We start from the raw sequence: 23668 nt of genomic DNA on the forward strand, positions 1-23668 counted from the left end.
TATACCCTAGTCAACCTTTAAAGTTTATCCAGTAAGGGGCTAAACTTTTCCAGATTGTTTTTATTTCTTTCCCTAGAAATAAAAACAATTTAAAGGGGACCGATTTTCATATTAAATTGATAAAGTTCCACACGCGATATACCTTAAGTAGGATACAGAATGGAATTTGCACACAAGCTATTTACATTAATATACATTTTAAAAAATAAAAAATTTCAATAAACTAAAACAATTTGGTCCAAAAATAGCCAAGTAGTAGGAATGTCAAGATAAGCCTCTTTCACGTAGCCAACTTTGAACTGATCGTTTAGATAAACTCCCCATTTGGAAGAAGGGAAAAATGCTGGCTCAGCAGCTAAATAATATTGAATATACTCGTCAATATTCCGCAATCTTTCTTTTCCTTCTTCCAAAATTGCAGCTAAGTCATCATAAGGATTTGTGATTAAAAAAAGACTTTGACTCTCTTCATACCGGAAGGCAAGGTCCATGGTTTTAAACAGAAAAGCGATCGTTCGGTTAATCCGGCTTCCGGTAAATGTATACCATTCAAGCGTTTGTTCTTTAACAATGATAGGTCTGTCAGTTAGGAAATTGTTAATTTGAAAGCGTTTAAACTCAAATCGTAACTCTTGCAACTGATTTTGTAGTTCAATAGATGTGTCTTTAATCTGGGTCCCTATAATGATAATTCGCAGCATCTCAATCCGAATCCGGGCGTGAATATCGCCACCGGCACCAAAAAAAAGAGGTTTTTTGCCATCCTGAGCAGGGATTACTTCCGCTTTTGCGGCTACAGCATCCACGTCAATAATTTTCCAAATTTTGGCGGCCAGGTATATATTTTGGTCCGGAGCAATTTGCTCTGAATTAGGAATTTCACCGAGTACCTTACCCTGAAAGATAATTTTGATGGTGGGATCACTTCGAAAGACACTGTAGAATTCCCGGCTATTGACGAGCTTCTCACCGGCTATGCCTACGATGTATTCATCATGTAGCGCCTCTACAAAATCCCCTTCCACCATCCAGCCAATGAGAGACCGAATGGCATCTTCGGGTAAATCGCTAAATAGATAATTGGCTTTGATCCAGGGAAGGAGTTGCTTTTGCTTTATCCCAGACGCTTCTTTGAGTTTGGATAGGATCTGATGGAAGAGAATATCAAACGGTTGCTGACGGCTTTGAATAGGTTCAATAAATCCATTAGTGTACAGTTGCCAGCATGCCAGAGATTGCAGCAAGCTCCAGGGATCGGTTGCAAAGAGCAGCAACCGGCTGGCCATCCCGGCTCGACGTCCACTCCGGCCAATGCGCTGAATCAGCGACGCTACCGAAAAGGTTGAATCAATTTGAACCACCAAATCCACAGACCCGATGTCGATTCCTAACTCCAGCGTGGAAGTACAGGCAATACTAAAGGGGTGATCCTGATTTTTTTTGGCAAACGTTTCGACGTATTCCCGTAATTCTTTATCAATTGAAGAATGATGGGAAAAATAATTTTTATGCCCTTTCCGCCGGGCACTTACTTGCTGGAGCTTGACGGCAATTTCTTCGGCTTTCCCCCGGCTATTGGGGAAAATCAGGGTTTTCTTATCGCTGACTTCCTGATACAGATCCGTTATAAAAGCCAACGGATAGTCGATAGTCATAACAGAATAATACCGGAATTCAGCCATGACCTCCTTGGGGGTTTTGTCAAGGAGTACTTTGGTGTTTTCGGCGTTGCCTGTAAACTTTTTGGCCTGCTCGTAATCACCAATCGTCGCCGATAAGCCAATTAAACGAACTGGCAAAGGGGAAAGAGATTTAATCCGGGCTATCAAGGATTGGAGATGTAAGCCGCGGTCAGTACCCAGAAAAGCATGGATTTCGTCGATAACAATAAATTTCAGATTGGCAAATAATGCCTGCGCCTGGTAGGCTCGGTTGACAAACATGGCTTCTAACGATTCCGGAGTAATCAGTAAAACACCTTCCGGAGTCTTGAGCAGTTTATCCTTCAGGGTTTTACTGGCCTCTCCATGCCATTTGGTCACCAGAACATCCAGGTGTTTACACAAATCTTCGATCCGCATAAACTGATCGTTGATCAAAGCAATTAGCGGGGAAATGTATAATACTTGCACACCCGACTGTCTGAAGTCCACGCAGGAAAGAATTGGTAGAAATGCAGCCTCGGTTTTCCCCGAAGCCGTGCGGGATGCCAGGATGTAATCGTGCGAGGTGGTTAGGATCTTACCAATAGCCGCGTTCTGAATAGGCCGCAGACTTTCCCAACGTTGCTCATAGACGTATCGACGGATGGGTTCGGAGAGAAGTTCAAAGGCCATTACAGTTCCTCGATTCCATCAAATGCAAATTCCGAAGGCCGCTCATCCCGAATTTCAATATCGCTGATTAATGCCCGTTTATCCAAAGATGGATTTTGCCGAAGAATGTTTAACAGGTGCAGAAAATCCCGAATGACCTCGCGGGGCGTAAGGAAGTCCGACGCGCCGGGCTTATTGAACATCTCTTCCATAAACGAGTGAATGTCACTTTCATCTAGCTGACTTTCGCACTGATAGTGGAGATCAAATATCAATTTTAGCTTCTGCAGCAACACGAAAACCTCGTTGTGGCTCAATGGCAATAGACGAATCACGGGTTGGGAAAAGTCCCGCAGTTCGGCGGTTTCAAATTTATTGGTCTGTAACCTTGTTTTCAGGGCGCTGTAACTGAATAGGCCCCGGCGTTCATTTTCTAAAAACTCCCGGGTCCCGGCAAAATTGATGAAAAAGTGAGTTATTTTTCCCTGAAGGCAATCATTGTAAATGGAGAGGATTTTTTCGTAATTCTTTTCCCGCATCTGAACTGTTGAGATCTTATAGAGGTTGATGGCCTCATCCAGATTGATCATAAAGCCACTATACCCTATACTTGTGAAAAGACGGGAAAAGTTTTTAAGCATGTCATAATAGTTCAGGTCGTTGATGATTTCCCGAACTCCCAGATCCTGGCGAGCCTCTGTCTTCGTTTTATATTCCCCTTTTAACCATTTTAGGGCATTTCTTTTCAGGGTATTGTCACCGTTAAAATATCCTTCGTAGTATTTAATCAGAACCGAACCAAAATCAAACCCACCTACGTCGGTTAGCTCGTTGATGGTATTCATGATGTTATTTTTGATCAGTAAACTGTTTTCTTCGTGACGAATCTGGGCTAGCCCAATATGGTTATCCTGGGCGGTTTTGGAAATGACCTGCTCCAGCCATTTGTCCAGCAGGGTTGGTAGTGCTCCCCCTTCCGGTTTGGTTAAAATGGCCAAATTATCCATGATAGCCGAGTAAAGCAGGGTTGATTTGCCGTCGTTGGCGTACAACCGGTTGTCAGGAGTAAAATCGGCATTGGCTACCACAAATTTCTGCTTCAAGGCCACGGTATTCATCAAATGCAGCATAAAGGACTTGCCACTGCCAAAATCGCCGATCCAAAATTTGACCAGACTGTGTCCACTTCGGACATCTTCCAGGGATTTAACAAATGATTCGATTTCCGGGGAGCGGCCCACCGTAATATGTTGAACCCCAATTTTGGGTACGACCCCACCCAACAGGGAGTTGACAATCGCCGTGGCTTCTTTGGGTTTAACGGATTCCATCCTGCGCTTTTAGTTTTTGGTAAAATTGGGCATTCATTTCGTATTCATCGTCACCTTCTTCGATCAGCACATCATCTAATAGTAGGAAACAAGAATCATTGATCCCATCGATAAGTTGGTTTTTAAATAGCTGGTTCGCTGCTGCGAACGCGTCAGCCGTTTCCATGGCCAATCGAAATTCAGGACCCGTAAACATGGCGAGAAAACGCCATTGCATAGGAGTCAACAATGAATTTGAGGGTATTTCATCCGAACTCGAAACGACCGGTGAATCTTGTTCCCCTTTCGGGATGGTTGCCGTGGCTACTATTTCTATTTCATTCTCAATGGAATTGGTTTCCTGAAGCACTTCATTCAGTAAGTGAACTGTGCCGGCATGTTGCTGGCGGACTTCGTCGATCGCTTGGCGATCAAGCGCAATCTTTTTCCGCTTCGGCGCATATATCTGCGGGACTTGGGCTAGGGCTTGCGTTAAATCGCCCGTTTGAATCAAATCAGTAATGAGTTGCTCGAATTGCTCCCGTTCGGTATCCGTCCGGAATAAATTTTTGTGCATGGTCTTACTGAGTTGCTTCTGATCGATTTTGTCGGACTTTAAGTCAGAATACAGGTAAGCCAGATAAAATTTTATTGCCTCGATTTTATTGTATGGAGCCACTAGTTTAGAAGCTTCGTAATAAATATTCTCCACCGAGGGATTTCGACTATTCTCTTCGGCTAATTGGTAAAGCTGTTCCACGCACTCCATACAGTTCTCAGCCTTTATAGAAGCTGCCACATCCGCGAAAGGCACCTTCCAGCGAGTTGTATTCTGGAGGTTAAGCTCCAAGGTTGTCAATCGGTCAGGAGGCAGAATATCTACCGTTTTTTTGGAGATGATGCCTTGGAGGTGAGTGCCAAAGTGGTGCTCAAATTGATCAGCAAAATCACGATATGGGAATTCATCCGAAATCTTTCGTTTATGGGCGTAGCGTAGCCGTACTTCACTTTCAGCCCGTTTAAATAGGGTTAGGTACAAATTCGAAACAATCGATTCTTTGTTATAAACCTGCCAGTCACCGTAGTAGCCATCGCTGAAATACGAAGATTGGGGGGGAGTTTTGGCTTTTAGGGCGGTAAAGATTTGCTCACTGAACGCATCGATCTCCTGAGCCAGTGTGGTCTGGCTTTTTTTGAAATGCTTAGCTAATTCCTTTAAAACGACCAGATAAAATAAGATAGTGGCCTGACAACATCCTTCGATAGATAAGAATACGTTTGAAGGGTTGTAAAATTTGTTCAGCCAGCTAACTTCCTGGGTAGAGAGACCAAGTTTTAATTTATACTTCGTGCCGAGTTTCCACTCTTCGCTGTAATAAGAGGATGAATCAAATCCTGTATAGGGGGTGTCCGATTTTTCTGGTTCATTCGTTTCCTGTACCTGGAGCGGTAGGGGGGGAGGAAGCAGATACGACTCTTGAGAAATGTCAATGATGGAGTCGTCTATATTGATTGGGGGAATCGACGGAGAGTCGTTCTGCCCACCAATATAATATCGGAACATGGCTACTACTGATTGATGATGAAAAAGACCCATTTCTAATAAACGGAAAATCCCCGTATGGATTAGACTGGAATCCACATCGATTTTGGTGTTTTTTATGCTGGAAGGAATATTGTTTCGAAAAACGTCGCCTTTATTCCGGACCAATTGCGCAAGGGCCTCTTTTTCTTGGCGATCTAACTTATCATACGCTTTTCCAATTTCAGTCAATATATCATCCGGAATTAGATTCATTAGCTTTTGAGAACTCTTTATTGTATTTAACCATTCAATGCTGAAAGTTAGGCTAACAAACTGGCGAGATTCAATAGAAATGTTGCTGGAGAAATATTTAAGGTCAGAAGGCAATGCATTTTGATCACTCTGTAAAGCTGGCAATTGACTCTTTTTTATCAATTTAACTATTACATATAAGAAGACGGCAACCGTAACCAATAAAAGCCAAATCATTGATGTTTCGAAATGTGTAGTTTTAAGTTAAATTGCTGCAATAATGGTCATTTTTATGCTGAATAGATTAGCTAATGAAGTAAGTGATGGATAAAGATACCAATCATTTAATTACCAGAAAAGTGGAAAAATAGGGCTCTTTTCAATAAATTATCAAAAATGAAGCTAAAATTATCACGCCCCATCATCTTTTTCGATCTAGAAACTACTTCTCTTAGCGTGCCAGATGCTAGAATCGTTGAAATATCTTTGTATAAGCTTAATGTAGATGGAACCCATGAAATTAGAACACGAAGGTTAAATCCTTGCATTCCTATTCCACCAGCTAGTACCGAAGTCCACGGAATTACCGACGAAGATGTGGCCCTTGAACCTACCTTTACAGCAAAAGCCCAAAGCCTGCTTAATTACATTAAGGACTGTGACTTAGCTGGCTTCAACGCAATTGCCTATGATGTACCGGTGCTTTATCATGAATTTCTAAGGTCTGGTATTGACTGGGACTATAGTACCATTTGCATCGTTGATCCTGGAAATGTCTTCAAGATTAAAGAAACACGAACACTAAGTGCCGCCGTAAAATTCTATTGTGATCGGGAATTTGAGAATGCGCATAGTGCAGAAGCGGACGTATTAGCTACGGTGAATGTATTAACTGGACAACTTGAGAAATATGGTGATTTGCCGACCACCGTGGAAGAGCTGGCTTTGTATTCTAATAGGGGTAAAAAGATACTGGACATCTCCGGAAAATTCTACGAAAATGCAGAAGGGGAAATTTGCTTTTCCTTTGGCGAACATCGTGGCGTACCTGCAAAGGAACAGGCTAGCTATTTGAAATGGATGATAAAGAAAGATTTCGCACCTGACACTAAAAAACTGGCAGCCAAGATTTTGAGTGAGAATTGCCTATGATAATCTCTAATAATTGTACGTCGTCAAGTAAAAGTGGATAAATAAGGTGTGAAAGGGAAGGGACAATTCAGTAATCGCAAAGGCTACCTGGTTGTTTCACTAAAGTCACCAAAGTTATGTTCAAATCGGCAAAATCATCCCAGCCCAAACGTTCTGCTACCAACTCACAGACATATACTGAACGTAAACCCACCCCTTCCATTATTAAAGAAATCCAGCCGGTCCGCCAGCCAGTGCGGGTCAAATCCGACGCCAGTACACGGCCAAAGGAAAGATTGGCACCGACCACCCGGCGCATTGTACTGGAAAGCTTGCAAGGAAAGCAGTCATTCGCTGAAATCTGCTGACGAGAAGGGCTCACCGCGACGGCGGACCGTCACCAATATCTATTATCGCTGGATCAGACTGCCGAAGTAGCAAATAATTTTTAGAGGCGGGTAAAAAACTACTGGCCGGAGATACTTCTCATGAAGCTACTGCTCCCGAAGTACAATCGATTAAGTCCGAAAACGAAGCGCTCAAACAACTGGTGGCCGAGCTTTGAGAACTATATTCGCCAGACTTAATTGTAATTCAAGATAGGGGAGAATGTCGAATGTAAGATTACGAGCAATAGGGAGAAATAGTTAAAGGAGAATGTGCAAATGTCAATCGCACAATTGATTTATTAGCATGTAACTTAAATTTAAATTTCCTCAGTCGACGTATTTGAAAAAAATAATTCTTCCTCTGGATCTGGCGGAAACAAAGTTTCCAAATTATCCATAGACAAAAATTCAAAAAAAGCAGGTGCTTTCCCAAACCATAGTTTTATTTGCTCTTGGTTCTGCGGCTGTAAAATATCTGAATAGAAAATATATCTTTCTTTTTCCCGTTCTTCACTTAAGGGCAAATCAGAATCTTCAAAATAATCACAAATAAGTATTTTCTCATCTGAATTACTTAACAATGATTGATGCAAAATCCTATTAATATAGTCATCAAAAAAACTATAACCACATACTATAATAAGTTTTGCATTTAAAGTAGAGGTTCTAAACTGATAAACATAATATAGATATGGATCATGAGCCTTAACTTTTTGTTGGGTTCCGAATATTAGTTCTCGTATACTTAAGTTGTTAGTTTTAATTAGTTCCTGCTTATCATTACGATCCCAATCAATACTACCGTGCATTTTATATAAAAAAATATATTTCGATTTTTCCGCATTAGGCTGACTATCTAAATCATTCTTTTCATCAAAGTTTCTAGTATTCCAAGTAGCATTCTGCTTTTCTTTTCCAAACCCTCTTTCTAATAATAATCCTGTAATGTCATCATGCTCTTGGAATGCTCCTTCAATACATTTATCATAATTAAGAGTGAATACTCTTAATCCTGATCCAGAATTTTCTTTTGCAAAAATCAAAAGTTGCCTAAAATAGTCGAGCTTTAATTGATTCGGCACTATCCATTCTTTCAATTTATCTTCAATCTTACTTCTAAAATTTTTTACATCTTCAAAACCGTAAAGGTTTTGAAATAAGTCAATCCAGCTCTTAAAAAAAGGGTAAAGAATATGCTCTCCATTTAATAGTAAAAGCAATTCTGTTAAGTTCCCTACAAGTTGTTCAATATTTAAATCACCACGAATAACAGATCCATTGTCTGAATTATATTCTTTACCATACAAACTCTTTAGATGCTTATAAATAGGCCGGTATTTTATCCATTCAGGGTTATTAGCAAGCATGTTGTTAATATCTGAAATCATCCGTGAAGTATGAAGTACTCCAGCATCTATACTAGCTCCCGCGCCGAGAAGAACTAATACACTTCCATTTGTATTTCTTATTTCACTTCTCATATAATTATAGAAACCAAGGGTTATCAAACTTACTTTTTAAATCTTCTAGATCAAGGGTTTCTTTAAAATCCATAATATATTCGGACACTAACTTACAATAATATACAGATACGGGAACAGCTTTAGCATTTAGGCCACGCCAATTTGCACCAGACAAGTTTAGAAGGTCTTGTAAATATCTTTTTTTCTCATCTGAAGTTAAGGTTTTTGAGCTGAAGTGAAACTCAATATACAACGGGCCTGAATATCTTTTAAAAGGCACTTCATGCTGATTATTTGTGCCTTCTAGCCATAATAAAAACTTACTACTTGATAAAGGTAGATAGACATTTTTTGTAGGCGTAAGATGTCCCTTACTTTGGTCATATCCTGTAAATTCGTTTGTTGTATTAATTCTTATTACAACAAACTCTATACTAGCATCAAACTCCTTTAATGTATCAGTGATAGCTTCAAGTTCTTTCTTTCTTAGTTTAAAAGTTACATGTAAAACCACTTTAGAATAGGAAATCGTTGCGGTTTCTAGTACTAATTTTAAATTTTCTTTTAGTTTGATTAAATAGTTGTCTAATTTTTCGTCAGTACTTAATACTTCTAAACTCTTATAAATACCACCGGTATCTAATAACACAGAATATGCTACATATTTTTTCGCCTTAGATCCTGGCTTATTGTGTACAGTCTGGCTAATACCTAAGATTAAACAATCATCGTTTGTGGGTTTTACTTTCCAAGGCTCTCCGCCAAGTTTAGCAAATACAGCTAAAGCTATATTTGGAATCGCTGATTTAAGTGAGTAATTATTAGTTACAGTTCCATATTGAACAAATTGAACTGGTATTGACCGCTGAGCAAATTCATATTTAAGTGTTAAATACCGTTTCTTTTCGTCTCCACCATCTTCTTTACGTGGAGAAAACGCAAAAACGATCAATTTATAACCTGGGTGTTTTTGTACTAATTCTTTACTGATATTTTCAAGTTCTAATGGTTTCTTGTATTTATCAGCATTTAAACCTCTAATATTAGTCTGGTCTATAATAACACCGTAAGTATTGGCAAACCCATCAAAATATTTATTCTCTTCCACCTCTTTACCAACAAGAAAATTATAAAGCTTTAAAGCTTTATCCTTTTCACTTTCTAACCGGTAAAAATAAAACAAAACAGGTTCTTTAATTTTTTTGTAGGGACCAAATTTATTTAAACCACTAGTCGGATAATTATCTTCACCTCCATTACCAAAAATATATCTTTTCCCGGTAAGTTGACTATATTCAATCTGTGAGAATCCTCCAAAATCTAAGATGTTACCTGAAAATATTTTCCTGTAATATTGTTTTGCAAACTCTTTAAGTTTTTCAAATTTTTCAAAATACAGATTGTTATTAGATTTGAATTCTTTATTTAAACTTAAACTAAGTTGTTGTACTTTACGGTTAAAGGTTTGATTTTCATTCATTATGAATTTATACTCCAATAAAAAACCGTGTTGCTGAGTTAATTCAAGAAAATGAGTTGATAAATAAACTACTTCATCCCCTTCTGAATGACGTTTGATAATAAATCGAATTTGTTTAGTAGCTGTACTATAAAAAACGCTATAATCTATTTCTATTTGCAGTTTTTCATTACATGCTTGTTCTAAAGTATAATGTAAATATCTATTAGTAAGGTGAATGTTATCTTTTGAAGAATAGTTAAACTCTTCAAAATCATCTCTATATACAAAACTTAACCAGTAACTTAAATACTGTGCGAGTGGCTCTTCATTCTGTGGCAAGTATAAAGAAAATATACTTTTATCTTCGTTCTTACCATCATTCATATCGCGCAGTTTTCGAAATGCGTTGAATATAAAATCTTGGTTTTTTAATGGAACGAAATTGATCGCGATTTTTCCCATCAGTTATACAATTGGCTATTGCAACAATTATTGATTCTTATGTCGAGCTATCTTATTTTGCTTTCAGATTAAATACTTCTAATAAAATCTATATTAGAAGTTGTAATATACTGAAAAAGGCAAAAAGGCTCCCTTTATAATCTTATGATATTAATAATAGAAAATTTTCATGATAGGAAATATACAGCAAAAACAAATTAGTTAACATAATTCAATTTATATAACAAGGAAAAATATTCATAAATTACTGTAAATTAATGGTTTATAAAAATAAATAGCTAGTTATAATAAGCAATCATTGCAATGAATTTGTTTCTTTTTAGGTTCTAAACCCACGGCATTTAAACGCTCAATAACATCGGACTACGTGAATCTAAACGCGCTACTTTTTTAAAGCCGTTTAATGATTTCAATGACTTGGGCAATTCGTTCGATTTCGGCCTTGTCCCACAAACGGGGGTCTTTTTGTTTCCGGTGGTAACTTGATGTATTAATACCTAACTTCTTACAAAGGAAGGTAACGGTAATCTCCGCGTTTCTCAGACTTTCAGCAATGGTTTCACTCAACTGCTGGCCGAATTCAAGGGTTTCCTCATATCGCTGCGCGATAGCGTCATTTTGCACCAGTTTGGTTAACGCATCAATTTCTTGTTTGGGGATATTTTGAGGATATTTCAAACGTTGGTAGTACATCGCAGCGGTAATTTCCAGTGCTGCCTGCACCGCTTTCAGGCTGGCATTCGCGCGCACCTGGGACTTGATGGTTTGCGCAAATGCCTGTAATTTTTCCTGATAATCTGTATAAGCCTGCTTGATGGGTGATTCCATGGTAGGTGACCCGAAATTGCCGTTTAATCAAATTGGTCTTCTAAACCGATCCATTATCTAGGTGCGGATCGCACAATACTCTATAAACAAATCCCTTTACTGTCCATTGAAGGCATTTTACCGATTAAAGTAGGGCGTGAAGAGATCCAGTTCATAATCGATCAAGACCTCTTGCTCTCCCGCGTACTGATACCGTAATTCCGTGTTATAATCAAATTCCATTTCATCCGGAGAAATATGACAACAAGCACCGTCCATCGTAACCCAAATAAAACGGTTGGGTTCGAGTAGTATCGCAACGGTTGGGTTCACTTGCTGTACACTCCGGGCAAGGTCACCCACTTGCCAGAGATGTTGCTTTTTTACGGGCAATGCGTGATTTGAGTTGGTTTCTTCCATGACGATTTTACAAGTCAAAATTTTAGGTTCCGATAGGAAGATACAAACGTGCCTATCCGGGTCCCTCGGTCAGGTAAAACGAATAGCCGCAATTGGGTGTATTACGAGCCGTTCGATATCAATACGCTCGAGTCGGTGCTCGCTACCAGCGACCTCAAAACCAAGTAAGCGCCCTCCCGGTTGCTGGTCAATAGGCTACCCCCGAACAAATCAAGTGGTTTTCCCATCGATTCGCTAATTTTCACCCCAATGCTTGTTCTGGGATCCCGGCAAAGCCGGGCCGTTGTGAAAAAAAGTGGCCCACTTTGTTGCGGACCTTTGGTTGGCGTTATTCCAAGGGTTCGGGATGTGGATCACTCAAGACAGGAGCGATGAACTGAACCGCTTTTTGAGCCTCTTTGGCGGCCCAGAAAATGAATTTCTTATCGTCCCGTAGGGGCTTCAACCACCCTTTTAAGTAGGCGGCTGAATTATCCAGTAAAGTTTCATCAGCGATGCCGGTAAACGTATTTAGAAAGGCGGCACCCAATTCGGCTACTAATTCTTCCCTGGAATAATTGGTCGAACCAAACGGACAAAGCTGCGTGACGCCCTCCCGGTTCAACCGGCTTGCATGACCGGTACTGTGGGTCAGCTCGTGGAATAAAACGCTGTAATACGTCTTTGAACTGGAAAACTGTTCTTGATCCGGCATATTGACTAAATCAGCCAATGGGCTGTAATAGGCCCGGGCTTTGTTGGTGTGCCGAATAGCGGGAGCTTGCGGCATCTGGGCAACGATGGTTTCACAAATCTGAATCGGTTCATTCGGATTTGTTGGGAGAGCGGGTAACACAAAGTCAATGCCTTCGACATCGCAAATGTTAAAGACGTTGTAATACTTTATAAAGGCCTTTTTCTTGGGTTGCTCGGTTCCATCGGGGCCCGTGATCGTTTCGGTTTTGCTGTCCACAAAATTCCAGTAAATAACCGGCAATGATTTCGCCCCTTTTTTGATGGTGCCGCCGTTTTCCCGGGCCTGGTTAAAGGTGCAAAAGAACGGTACATCATACGGGCTGAGCGACAGCAGGAACAAATTAATCCCCTGATAGGTGTTTTTATTGAAATAATTCTGGGGGAGCAATCCCACCATAGACCACGATTTAACCCAGGGGTTCACGCCGTTTTCGAGCTTTTCAATAAACAGGTTGGTGACCTTTTGAAACACATCAATGTCATGAGCGAAGGTTAATTTCTTGGGTTGCATATGGGTCAATGTTTACGTGTTTAACTCATTGATTATGATATAAATATAAACATTTATATCATATAATACAATTAATTAGCACATAAAATATGGTAATATGGTGATTTTCAAAACCGATTAATTCGTTTTTGAGTCCAACCGTTGGGCACTCATGGCAAAGAATTTATTGCCTCTTCGGGTTCGATATCCCATGGCATTTAAGCGCTCAGCAACAGCAGCATAGGTGAGTCCGTCTTTACGGTACAACCGGACCAGTTCAGCCGCTTGCAAATTTGCTTGATGCGTTCGAGCGTTTTCCTGACGAATCTCCAAGCCCTTTTGCGTAATGGCCGGTGTGATATTGGGCATGCCCAATTTATGCCCCTGGGCTTTCTTGGCCTGTAAAGCCGCCCGCGTCCTTTCCCCAATCAATTCCCTTTCATGTTGGGCCAGAACTGCCATGATTCCTACGGTGAGGGTATTGGCATCGGGAATGTCGCAGGCCACAAAGTCGACCTCGGAATTACGCAGGGAAAAGATAAAAGAGACATTGCGACTCAACCGGTCGAGTTTGGCAATCAGTAAACGCGCCCGGTGTTGTTTAGCAAAAGCAATAGCGGCCGATAGTTGGGGGCGGTTGGATTTCTTGCCCGATTCGACTTCGATAAATTCGAGTAAGAGTTCATCATCCGCTTTGAGGAACCGGTTTACGATCTCGCGCTGAGCCGAAAGACCCAAGCCACTCTTTCCCTGGCCAGCCGTTGAGACCCGGTAGTAGGGTACGTATTTCATACCTTATATATAGGTGTTGGAATGGGGAGAAAAAATGAACCCTTCTTCCCCTTTTCAACAAAGTTTGATTCTTGAAGGTGTTCCACGGATAAAAGTAGGAAAAATTTCGAGTTTATAACGTTTTCGCATCGACCATTTGGAAAATGTAAAATCAGATTTACCTTCGTAACTATGATCTCAACAATTACCAATTCGAACCAATATGTGGTTTACTACCGCGTCTCGACCCAAAAGCAAGGAGCTAGTGGGCTGGGATTAGAAGCCCAGAAAGCAAGCGTAATCTCCTTTTTAGGAATAGAAGGAAAGACCCAGGCTGAGTTCACGGATATCGAGTCGGGTAAGAATAATAACCGACCCCAACTGCTCCAGGCGATCGACTATTGCCAGCAAAATGGGGCGCGCTTACTGATTGCCAAACTCGACCGCCTTACCCGCAATATTGCTTTTATATTTACCCTTAGGGATTCGGGCGTCTCCTTCGTCTGTGCCGACATGCCCCAGGCCAATACCTTAACCATTGGCGTAATGGCTAGTATGGCTCAGCACGAACGCGAATTGATTTCGGAACGAACTCGCCAGGCCTTAGCCCAGAAAAAAAAGGCAGGATTTCAATTGGGTACTCCAGCTAACTTAACCGATGAAGCCACCCAGCGGGGACTAGCGGTTCGACAGCAAAATGCCCGTATGGATCCCAATAATCGCCGAGCTCTAGCCCTGACTCAATCGATGCGTCAGGCTGGCCAGTCCTGGACTACCATTGCTAATACGCTCAACAAACACGGCTTTCGAACACGCCGGGGGAAATTATTTCAAGCCGTGCAAGTCCAGCGTATTCTGAAATTGCTAGAAGTGTAAGGCTATTCAAATATATTTTATTACCCGACTTTATGTCTTTACTTGTCCCTTTGTGCCATTTTATCCGAGTGCTTCAGGTTTACTTCAGATTTACTTCCTTCATTTGATATTTCATTCAGTCAATCACTTGTTGATTCAATTCCGTATGATTCTGTCTTTTCATGAAAAATGAGACAACCAAACGATGAACTAGTATTCTCATCAGATTGCATAGTACAGATGGTTGGCCACTGACACCATCCTGCGCCGGAGCAATCGATCATTTTTTTCATTGGAAGCCATACCTCGGATGCAACCAATGGTTATCTGTTAAAGTCGTTCAGAATCTGACTTCGTTGGCTATTGATGAGTTGCCTGCCGCACTTTTTTTGTGGTTACTGCTCGATAAAGGCAACGATATAATGATTTGAAGCTCAATTTCAGCGGTCGATTGTAAGGATTTAATCGCCGAAATCGGTCTTCTACACTTGTTTTTTAGCCTATGTATTCTAATCATGTGTCTACTTGTACCAATCAAGCGTAATCTCAAAAAAATATCGCCCGTGCGACACCTCATTTATTTGATATCCAGTTTACTCCTAACGGGCCAGGTAGCCGCCCAGTCTGCTGCTTCCCCGGCTGATCCAATTAAACCGGGCATCTCAGCTGGCTCACCGAAAGGAAACGCAAAGATTACGGGCTATGCGGTTGATTCGACGCTGACCAAGGCGGTCGAATTTGCAAACGTGGCTTTATACGAAACGTCTACCGGTAAATTAGTCGATGGAACGGTAGCCAACGAGAAAGGAAAATTTTCGCTTACCCGTATTGCTCCTGGTACCTACCGACTGCTCATTTCGTTTCTGGGTTATAACACCAGAACGGTTGACAACATCATTTTGACGGTAGGTCAAACCAAAGATATAGGGGTAGTTCGGTTAAGTACCAGTACCCGCACATTGAATGAAGTGACGGTCGCCGGGAAGAAAGCCCTAGTGGAAGACAAAGTAGATCGACTGGTCTATAATGCCGATAGCGACCTGGCGGCTAAAGGCGGTGATGCCACCGATATTCTCAAAAAAGTACCGATGCTCTCGGTTGACTTGCTGGGGAACGTAACCCTACAGGGCAGTTCCAGTGTACGGGTTCTGATCAACAATAAACCGTCGTCCATCCTGGCCGGGAATCTGGCCGATGCCCTGCGACAAATACCCGCGGATCTCATCAAAACGGTCGAAGTGATTACGTCACCCTCAGCTAAATATGATTCGGAAGGCAGCGGAGGTATTATTAATATCATTACCAAAAAGAATACGCTCCAGGGTTTGCATCTCGATGTCGATAGCGGCCTGGGCAATCGCAATGCGACGCTGGGCCTGAACGGTAGTTTTCGAAAAGGCAACCTGGGCGTTAATCTCAATGGGAATGGCCGGGTTATTTATAATCCATCGGCTTCTGATTTAAATCAAACGACCTTTCTGGCAGCGGGAGCAGCGCCGGTTCGCACCAACCAGCACATTAAAGCCTTTGACAAAGGCGTATTTGCGCAATATGCCTTAGGGCTGGATTATGATCTGGCGAAAAACCAATCCCTGACGGCGGGCGTTCGGCTGGGTATTCGGAACTTAACGATGGATCAGCACCAAACGACGACGCTGCTCTCCGGCGAACGGCTTAGCTTACCTTCCAAACGGGATGTAAATAGCCAGAATCTATCGAATTCGATTGATGTCAACGTTGATTACCTGCATACATACCCCAGCACGGCAAACCGCGGGAAGAAGGAGTTTAGCCTGTCGTCGCAATACAGCCAGAATAAGCTGACCAACAATTTTGATGCGAATCAACTGGATACTCTTGGTTTGATCAGCTCTCGGCAGAAAAATCTGAACGATGCGACGAATCAGGAATTTATCCTTCAGAGCGACTATCAAATGCCGCTCAGTCAGCGCGTTCAACTGGAGTTCGGGGGGAAAAACACCCTTCGCCAGGTTACCAGCCTCTACCAATATCTGCTGGCCAGTCCCACCTCGGCGTTTGATCCGGATGAAAATCGTCCGTCGGGTTCGCTTCATTACGATCAGAATATTGCAGCGGCTTACCTATCGACTACGTTCACGACGCGCAACAAACTAGCCATTATGACGGGCTTACGGTATGAGTATACCAGCATTCAGGCCTGGACTGGAGGGTCTAAGGCCGGTGGACAGGAGCCCATCTCGATTCCCAATTACGGACGGCTATTACCCAGCATCAACCTGGCCAAGAAAATCAGGGAAAACGCCACGCTAAAACTGGCCTATACCCGGCGTATTCGTCGCCCCTTCATCGATGATTTGAACCCTAACTTCAATACGGTCAATCCCCTCAACATCCGGCTTGGCAATCCGTATTTAAAACCCGAAACCGTTGACCGGATTGAAGTTGGCTATAGTACGCAGCTAAAGAAAACGTATTTGAACTTTACGCTCTACACCCGGCTCAACACCGATGACATTCAATCGATCAGTCAACGCTCGGATACCCTGGTGGGGGCTGTCGTGACGCGCGTAACCAACCTGGGGAAAGAATATAATTACGGCTCCAATGTGTTTGCCACGGTTAACCTAACCCCCCGGTGGAGTGTGAATGCCAATCTGGACGTGATGTACCGGTTTATTCAGGGTCTGGCCCTGGATGTGAACGGTTTATCGACCCAAATCAGCAACCAGGGATTCCGCTGGGGTGGGCGCATAGATACCCAATTGCAACTCGATAAAGACTGGGCCGTGCAGGCCAATATTGGTTATCGGGGCAAGGACATTAATCTGCAGGGCTACCGGATCGGCTTTGCGCAATATTCGCTGGGTGCGCGGAAAGACTTTAGCAATAAACGAGGCAGTCTAGGGTTAGCCGCCGAGAATTTTCTCACCCGGGGCATGGGCTTTACGTCGGTGTTGACTTCGGCCCAGTTTAATCAGGATTTTCGGCAATACATCTATAACGCCAGTGTTCGAGCCACGTTCAGTTATAAGATTGGTAGTCTGAATGGCGCGAAGGTGAAGATGAATAAATCCCTCGGTGATGAGAATTGATTGCCTGTAGTTAAGGGCTCTAGCCTCTGGTTTTAGGCAAGTCCGGATTATCAAATCTGAAGGTGACACTAAAGAAGAATGCAGTTTATAGTTACACGAAAAAATCAAAAACGCCAGATCGTGCCGATCTGGCGTTTTTGATTGAGCTACGATACGTCTCGACGGGAGATCATTTGAAAACCAGCTATCGCTCCTATCAAAAAGGTCAGCATCCCGATGTATACATAGCCGTACTGCCAGTTATTGACCTGAATGGAGCGGTTAAAAAAGGAAACTGGCCATAGATACGGAGAAAACCGGCTTATGGGCAACGACCGGGAGATGGCTCCTGCCATGGTCACCATCAACCCAAAACCCGCCGGAACGATAAAACTACTGAACCTCAAGCCGATATAGAATTGAATGGCACACAGGCCCAGACCACTCAGCAAACCAGCGAAACATCCTTCAGCCAGGACCCAATGGAGCGAAAACAATTGGAAGCCGTATGACGGCTTCAGTACACCCAGCAGATAGCCACCTGCTTCGGCTAAGCCAAACAGCAGCAAGTGACTGAACACGATAAGTCCGGTGAACAAAACCAGTTTGGCTGCATAGATACTCCATTTTGGCATTGGAAGGCTATAGACGGTTTTCCAGGTATTGGACTGGTGTTCGATGGCGTGGACCAAAGCCGACAGAAGACTGACGTAAATGGGAAATACAAATAACGTCCAGCCAATTAGAATATGACCGGAATAGTCCAGCCACGGATTGATGCCCTTTTGATAAAGGTTATGGCCATCAAGGTAACTGGCCATAAAGGCCACTACTGCCACAAAAACCGGTGCCACAAGAGCCAGCCAAACCACCAGCGTACCTTTGAATTTTAGTCTTTCCTGAGAAAGACTTCGGACAAAATAAGACAAGGTCATCATCGGTTAGGGTTCGCGGCTTCAGATTGACGAGTTAAGGTAAAAAATAGATCCTCCAGTGTTTGTTGATTTGTTTGCAAAGCGTAAACCGCCACTCCCTGATCCATCAGTAAGCGGTTAATGGCCCCAATTTGCTGACTATCCTCAATGGAGATAGTCAATTGGTCGGGTCCATGATCCAATAACCGATACCGGGCGCGCTGCAACAGATCACGGGCGAGCTGATTGTTATCCGTTTCGACCGAAAGAACGGGCAACTGAAGGTGCTGCAATTGGGCCATCGTTCCCTGGAATAACAGATGGCCTTCGTTGAGAATGGCCAGGTGGGTAGCGATCTTTTCCATTTCGCCCAGCAAATGGCTCGACACAAAAATGGTTTTCCCGTGTTGCTGGCTCAATTCAACTAGCAATTCCCGAATCTGCCGGATTCCGGCGGGGTCTAGGCCGTTGGTCGGTTCATCCAGAATAAGCAAGTCCGGATTGCCCAGCAAAGCCATAGCGATCCCCAGCCGTTGGCGCATCCCCAGCGAATACTCACGCACTTTCTGACGGGTATTCCCCGTTAGTTGCACCAGCTCCAGCACCTGATCCAATTGCTTTTTCTCCACCTGCCGGGCATACCGGATCACTTCCAGATTGTCGCGGCCCGAGAGGTGATTATACAGAGCGGGTGATTCGATCAGCGCACCAACCCGGCTTAAAATCTCCAGCCGGTGAAGGTTACTATCCTTGCCAAATAACCGGATGGCGTCTTTTCGACTCCGAATGAGACCCAGCAACAACCGGATGGTGGTGGTTTTACCTGAACCGTTAGGGCCCAGAAAACCGAAGATGCTGGCAGAAGGAACCTGTAAATTGAGATCATGCAGCACCGGACGGTGTTTGAAGGCATGGCTGAGGTGATGGGTTTCGATGCTATAAGGGACCATATTTTTTTGTTTCCCAAATCAATGCCCCCTCAATCGGACTAAAAAATAAAATAGACCGAGAACCTTCCTGGCGCATCAGAACCCGGCCTTTCCCGAACAGAAATTTTTGTCGGTAAAAATAGCCGGTCTGGACCCGCCAGAGGCCTTTCTAAGGCAAATCACGGTGAGCAATGGGTTCTTTCGTAACTTGTAGCGATGAATATTACCCCGCAATGGAGCTTCCGGCAAACGCATTGGTCAGCGTGGCTACATGGGGCAATCTGGGCACTTTACGTGGCGGTGATTGTGTATGTGGCCGCTTATCATGGCACCCCGGTTCTGGTATCGCACCCGAGCGTCCACCTGCTTGGGCAGATGGCTATTTTTTATTTGAACTATGGCTACTTTATCCCCCGGTTTTTGGGTCGGATGCACCTGACCCTGTTTTTGCTTTTCAACCTGGGAAGTATTTTTTTGCTGGAAGTCACGACCATTCAGCTTTACCATTCCCTCAGAGCGTGGTATCTGGGCCCGATCATCTCCGATTTTCCGCTGTCGTACCCCAACCAACTGGTGCTGCGGTTTTTTGAATTGGTGTTCTTTGTCATATTGGCGGGTATTGTCCGGTTTACGGGTGATTGGTTTATTAATCAGCGGAAAGCAAAAGAACTGGAAAATGTACAGCTCCGAACGGAATTGGCATTTCTTAAATCGCAGCTGAACCCGCATTTTCTGTTCAACATTCTCAATTCCCTCTATGCGCTCTCGCTTCGGCAGGCCCCCGAAACCTCGCAGGGAATTATGCATTTGTCGCAACTCATGCGCTATATGCTCTACGAAACCAACGAAGAGCGAATTATCCTAAGCAAAGAAATTGAGATCATTCGCCGGTATCTGGATTTACAAAAACTCCGGCTCCCCGCCCACTTTTCGATTCAGTTTGACGTCAATGGGGAGGTGGGGCTAATCCGGCTGGAGCCTTTGCTGCTGCTACCGATTATCGAAAATATCTTTAAGCACGGCGATGATCCGGTTGGCATCCAGGTAGACGTTACGGATCGGTTTGTACAGATGCGCACCGTCAATAGATTACGAAACCGAAAGCCGGAGTCGGTCGGGGGAATTGGTCTGGCGAACCTGCGTCGGCGACTGAACTTTTTGTACCCCAACCGTCACCAGTTGGTTCTGGAAGAACGGGAGGGGTCTTTTTTCACTACCTTTTTGGTAAATTTATAGACGAGTTATGATTCGATGCCTGGTGGTCGATGATGAGGGGTTAGCCATGGAAGTGATGGAAAACTACATCGAAAAGGTACCCTTTCTACAGTTGGTTCAACTTTGCACCAGCCCAATGAAGGCTTTGCAAGTGCTTGCCCAAACCCCAATCGATTTGCTGCTACTGGACATTGAGATGCCGGAACTAACCGGTCTCCAATTTCTGCGCACCCTGAAAGACCCACCTTTTGTCATTTTGACCACGGCCTATCAGGAGTTTGCCCTCGAAGGGTTTGAAGTGAATGCCATCGACTACCTGGTTAAACCCATTCCTTTCGAACGGTTCCTCACCGCGATTCATAAAGTGCAACAGCGAATGATAATACCCGCTAAAGAAATGACTTTACCAACCCCACCGGAAGCTCCTGGAGCGGAAAGCCTCTTCATCAAAAGCGAGTCCCGGACGGTTCGGGTCGACTTAGCGGATATTCTGTATGTAGAAGGACGGAAAGATTACGTACTGGTTCATACCCGGAACCAGAAATGGATGACGCAGCTCTCCCTAAGCCGGTTGGAAGATAAACTGCCGTCCAGTCACTTTGTACGAATTCACCGTTCCTACATCGTAGCCCTGCACAAAATGGACAGCGTTGATCGCAACCGAGTTCAGATTGGCGGTAAGGAGATCCCCATCGGGGATTTTTACCGGGAAAATCTTCTGAAGAGAATTGGTTAAACTGGCTTATCAATGGTGTTCCCGAACGGACGGAAATTCACAAGGACATACTATACGCAGGGAATAGCGCAGTCCAGGCTAAATATCAAACTTTTCCAGTTTCCCTTTGCGAAACACATAGACTTCGTAGTAGTGTTTATTGATCCCGAATACCTCTTCCAGAATGATTCGATCCGCCCCACGGCTTAGAGATTTTACCCGGGCTTTTTGGGCAACCGGCAGGTCGGACAGCGTAATTCGATGCTCGTATTCGAAGCCTTCGTCGTACTCAAATTCCAGTGCAAAGATGCCCTGACGCCATTGCACCTGGGTTTCAATTCCTCCTGAGATTGGCGTATAATTGGTATCTAATTGATTGGCAGCCGCCAGACGGCTGCCCGCTCCGCCAAACAGGCTCAAACCCGACACCACCATTGCCCCGTAACCGATTCGCCGAAACCGGTTTTCACTCAGCCGGGGTAACAGCCATTTCATTCCCCAGGAAGACAGCAAGGCTGCCAGTGCGACTACAGCACCCACTTCAATCGCCTTGCCGGACAGCAATCCAAAAGAAGCATACAGACTCAATTTTACCACATGGAGCAGGAGTTCATTAGCCGCCCGCGTGACTACGATCTGCTCTTTACGGAGCCCATACCGCAGGTAAAATCGGTTGAAAAGCAGGCCAACTGCTCCGGTCAGGCCCGAGACAAAACCGGCAGTTGCACCGATCAGCAGCAAATAGAATTTGGGAAGAGCATGCGGAGTCTGCATCTCAGCGTTTGGCCGAAAGATCAACGGCAGATTTGCCACCAGAAACAGGCCCATTAACAGCTCAATATAAAGGGGATTGACGAAGCTGAGCAACCGGGCTCCCAACCAGACGGCGGGCAAGGCTGGGGGCACGAACCACACGACCAGATCCCAGCGCACCTGCGAACGAAAAACGACAATACGGGAAATCGAACTCGAAACCGTACCAACGGAAAGCGCTGCCGGAACTTGCGCACCGGGCAGCAATGATCCCAATACCGGCATTAGCAACAAACCCGCACCGCCACCACACACCGCACTGAGCGCAAAAGCGACTAATGCACAGACAAACAAAATAAAAAAGGACAATGACATACCGGTCAAAAAACGGAGGTTAAACAAAAACCACCCCAATGGCCCTGATAAATCGGAACGAGGGCGGTCTGTTTTCGGTGAATAACCAAATGCTTCAGCCAGGGATAAGCCAGATAAACGGCTTCCGTTGCCGCCATACCCACGCCCGCCCCAAAAAGCACATCAGCCAGCCAATGGCGGTTTTTGATGATTCGAAAGCCGCCAACCGTGGTCGCAGCTGCGTACCCGGCTACCGTGTACCAGCCACTGCGTCCTCCGTATTCCTTGGCCAACAGGGTAGCTCCCGTAAAAGCAGAGGACGTATGACCCGAAGGAAACGATTCTTGGCCATTCCCATCCGGCCGGGGATAAGCAACCGTATATTTGAGGGTAAACGTAATGCCTTGCGCTACACTGTTCGCCAGCAGGGCCAGCACGAGCTGGTCGTCAAACGGATGTTTTCCTTTTACACCCGCAGCCCCTAAACCCAGCATGACGACCGTTGGAGCGAATTGCAGGTAGTTATCCACAGGTGACGTAAAGCCGGGATAATGGCTCACTACTTCACGCTGAACCCGCTGGCTCAACTGCCCCTGAACCAGCAAACCGGCGGTCATCAGGGTGGCTGGAATAATGAATGCCTTCGGCCGAAAGGTCGATTGGTCAGTTTCAGCCAGAATCTGACTGGGGGATGGTCGTTGGAGGGTACTGGTGGTATCGATCAAAACTGGCGCGACCTGCGCCTGAACGCGGTTATTTAAACTGAAAGAACCAATGAAAAACCAGAGAATAAGTTGTTGCTTCATTCCATGCAAAAACGCAGGCCCGTTGATGAATGCCCGTTTGCCACGAAGGTATTCTTCGATTCTGAAGCAATCCTGAAGGCAGGTTTTGTCCCGGTCAGCTTTAGAAAATCAGCACCAGTGTCCCGCCAATAATCAACCCAGCCCCCAGGGCGGTTTTCAGGGTTAGTGGTTCGCCCAGGACAAGAACCGCTAACCCAATCGTCAAAGCGATACTCAATTTATCAACCGGAGCCACCTGAGAAACCGTTCCCAATTGCAACGCCTTGAAATAACACAGCCACGACAAACCCGTTGTCAGGCCAGAAAACACTAAGAAAGTCCAGGTTGATCCCGTTAGCAGTGGCAGTTGTCGCCACGCGGCCCGGACCAGAACAATACTCCAGGCCACCAGGAGGATAACCACCGTGCGAATGGCTGTTGCCAAATCCGAATCCACGCCGTTAATCCCTAGTTTGGCCAGAATAGCCGTTAGTGCGGCAAAAAAAGCAGACAATAATGCATAAATCCACCACATAGGCCTGATTTGTTAGGGGTAAAATGAA

19 protein-coding genes are annotated in these 23668 nt (G+C 44.2%); 5 read left to right on the top strand and 14 right to left on the bottom strand.

Going from position 1 to position 23668, the window contains the following annotated elements; translation table 11 throughout:
* Positions 1–215: 215 nt before the first annotated feature.
* Genes FH871_RS25355 through FH871_RS25365 form a run of 3 tightly spaced genes read right to left on the bottom strand, consistent with a single transcriptional unit; the run spans position 216 to position 5639 of the window.
* The gene (locus FH871_RS25355) at positions 216–2336 is read right to left on the bottom strand and encodes a DEAD/DEAH box helicase (protein ID WP_138994221.1); all 2121 of its coding nucleotides are present in this window, start codon (positions 2334–2336) and stop codon (positions 216–218) included.
* Positions 2336–3646, bottom strand: a complete 1311-nt coding sequence (locus FH871_RS25360; RefSeq protein WP_138994222.1) for an ATP-binding protein — start codon at positions 3644–3646, stop codon at positions 2336–2338. Before FH871_RS25360 ends, FH871_RS25355 begins: the two co-directional genes overlap by 1 nt.
* On the bottom strand, positions 3633–5639 hold the full coding sequence (locus FH871_RS25365) for a tellurite resistance TerB C-terminal domain-containing protein (RefSeq protein WP_138994223.1): 2007 nt from the start codon (positions 5637–5639) through the stop codon (positions 3633–3635). Before FH871_RS25365 ends, FH871_RS25360 begins: the two co-directional genes overlap by 14 nt.
* Positions 5640–5798: 159 nt before the next feature.
* On the opposite strand from FH871_RS25365, the gene FH871_RS25370 reads away from it, so the two are divergent.
* Entirely contained in the window at positions 5799–6554 is a 756-nt protein-coding gene (locus FH871_RS25370) for a 3'-5' exonuclease (RefSeq protein ID WP_138994224.1), read from the top strand.
* A 685-nt stretch (positions 6555–7239) separates the two neighbouring features.
* Here the strand turns inward: FH871_RS25370 and FH871_RS25375 are convergent.
* The 6 genes from FH871_RS25375 to FH871_RS25400 all read right to left on the bottom strand — a co-directional run bounded on the left by FH871_RS25375 (position 7240) and on the right by FH871_RS25400 (position 13553).
* Positions 7240–8403 carry an SIR2 family protein gene (locus tag FH871_RS25375; protein WP_138994225.1) on the bottom strand — a complete coding sequence of 388 codons (1164 nt, stop codon included), beginning with the start codon at positions 8401–8403 and terminating at the stop codon, positions 7240–7242.
* 4 nt (positions 8404–8407) lie between these two features.
* A complete protein-coding gene (locus FH871_RS25380; protein ID WP_138994226.1) occupies positions 8408–10309 on the bottom strand; it encodes a Piwi domain-containing protein in 1902 nt (633 codons plus the stop codon).
* Between the two features lie 390 nt (positions 10310–10699).
* Positions 10700–11137 carry a hypothetical protein gene (locus FH871_RS25385; RefSeq protein WP_138994227.1) on the bottom strand — a complete coding sequence of 146 codons (438 nt, stop codon included), beginning with the start codon at positions 11135–11137 and terminating at the stop codon, positions 10700–10702.
* Between the two features lie 117 nt (positions 11138–11254).
* Positions 11255–11536 (bottom strand): hypothetical protein, encoded by a 282-nt coding sequence (locus tag FH871_RS25390; RefSeq protein WP_138994228.1) that lies wholly within the window; start codon positions 11534–11536, stop codon positions 11255–11257.
* Positions 11537–11864: 328 nt separating this feature from the next.
* Positions 11865–12782, bottom strand: coding sequence for an ArdC family protein (locus FH871_RS25395; RefSeq protein WP_138994229.1), 918 nt, complete (start codon positions 12780–12782; stop codon positions 11865–11867).
* Between the two features lie 117 nt (positions 12783–12899).
* Complete coding sequence (locus FH871_RS25400; protein ID WP_138994230.1) at positions 12900–13553, bottom strand: recombinase family protein; 654 nt, start codon at positions 13551–13553, stop codon at positions 12900–12902.
* 171 nt (positions 13554–13724) lie between these two features.
* On the opposite strand from FH871_RS25400, the gene FH871_RS25405 reads away from it, so the two are divergent.
* Together FH871_RS25405 and FH871_RS25410 are read left to right on the top strand one after the other, a co-directional pair.
* On the top strand, positions 13725–14408 hold the full coding sequence (locus tag FH871_RS25405) for a recombinase family protein (protein WP_138994231.1): 684 nt from the start codon (positions 13725–13727) through the stop codon (positions 14406–14408).
* Between the two features lie 542 nt (positions 14409–14950).
* Positions 14951–17461, top strand: a complete 2511-nt coding sequence (locus FH871_RS25410) for a TonB-dependent receptor (protein ID WP_229317559.1) — start codon at positions 14951–14953, stop codon at positions 17459–17461.
* Positions 17462–17607: 146 nt separating this feature from the next.
* On the opposite strand, the gene FH871_RS25415 is transcribed toward FH871_RS25410, so the two are convergent.
* A complete protein-coding gene (locus tag FH871_RS25415; RefSeq protein ID WP_138994233.1) occupies positions 17608–18378 on the bottom strand; it encodes an ABC transporter permease in 771 nt (256 codons plus the stop codon).
* Complete coding sequence (locus tag FH871_RS25420) at positions 18375–19304, bottom strand: ABC transporter ATP-binding protein (protein ID WP_138994234.1); 930 nt, start codon at positions 19302–19304, stop codon at positions 18375–18377. The genes FH871_RS25415 and FH871_RS25420 overlap by 4 nt, the downstream gene beginning before the upstream one ends.
* A gap of 195 nt (positions 19305–19499) precedes the next feature.
* Between FH871_RS25420 and FH871_RS25425 the strand changes: the two genes are divergently transcribed.
* Positions 19500–20519 (top strand): sensor histidine kinase, encoded by a 1020-nt coding sequence (locus FH871_RS25425; RefSeq protein ID WP_138994235.1) that lies wholly within the window; start codon positions 19500–19502, stop codon positions 20517–20519.
* A gap of 7 nt (positions 20520–20526) precedes the next feature.
* Complete coding sequence (locus FH871_RS25430; protein WP_138994236.1) at positions 20527–21234, top strand: LytTR family DNA-binding domain-containing protein; 708 nt, start codon at positions 20527–20529, stop codon at positions 21232–21234.
* A 78-nt stretch (positions 21235–21312) separates the two neighbouring features.
* On the opposite strand, the gene FH871_RS25435 is transcribed toward FH871_RS25430, so the two are convergent.
* From FH871_RS25435 to FH871_RS25445, 3 genes are all read right to left on the bottom strand, one after another.
* Positions 21313–22341 carry a sulfite exporter TauE/SafE family protein gene (locus tag FH871_RS25435; RefSeq protein WP_138994237.1) on the bottom strand — a complete coding sequence of 343 codons (1029 nt, stop codon included), beginning with the start codon at positions 22339–22341 and terminating at the stop codon, positions 21313–21315.
* A 5-nt stretch (positions 22342–22346) separates the two neighbouring features.
* A complete protein-coding gene (locus tag FH871_RS25440; protein WP_138994238.1) occupies positions 22347–23126 on the bottom strand; it encodes a phosphatase PAP2 family protein in 780 nt (259 codons plus the stop codon).
* A 100-nt stretch (positions 23127–23226) separates the two neighbouring features.
* Positions 23227–23640 carry an EamA family transporter gene (locus tag FH871_RS25445; protein ID WP_138994239.1) on the bottom strand — a complete coding sequence of 138 codons (414 nt, stop codon included), beginning with the start codon at positions 23638–23640 and terminating at the stop codon, positions 23227–23229.
* Between the last annotated feature and the right edge of the window lie 28 nt (positions 23641–23668).

It is taken from the genome of Larkinella sp. C7 (assembly GCF_006149005.1).
In the GTDB taxonomy this organism is placed as follows: domain Bacteria; phylum Bacteroidota; class Bacteroidia; order Cytophagales; family Spirosomataceae; genus Larkinella.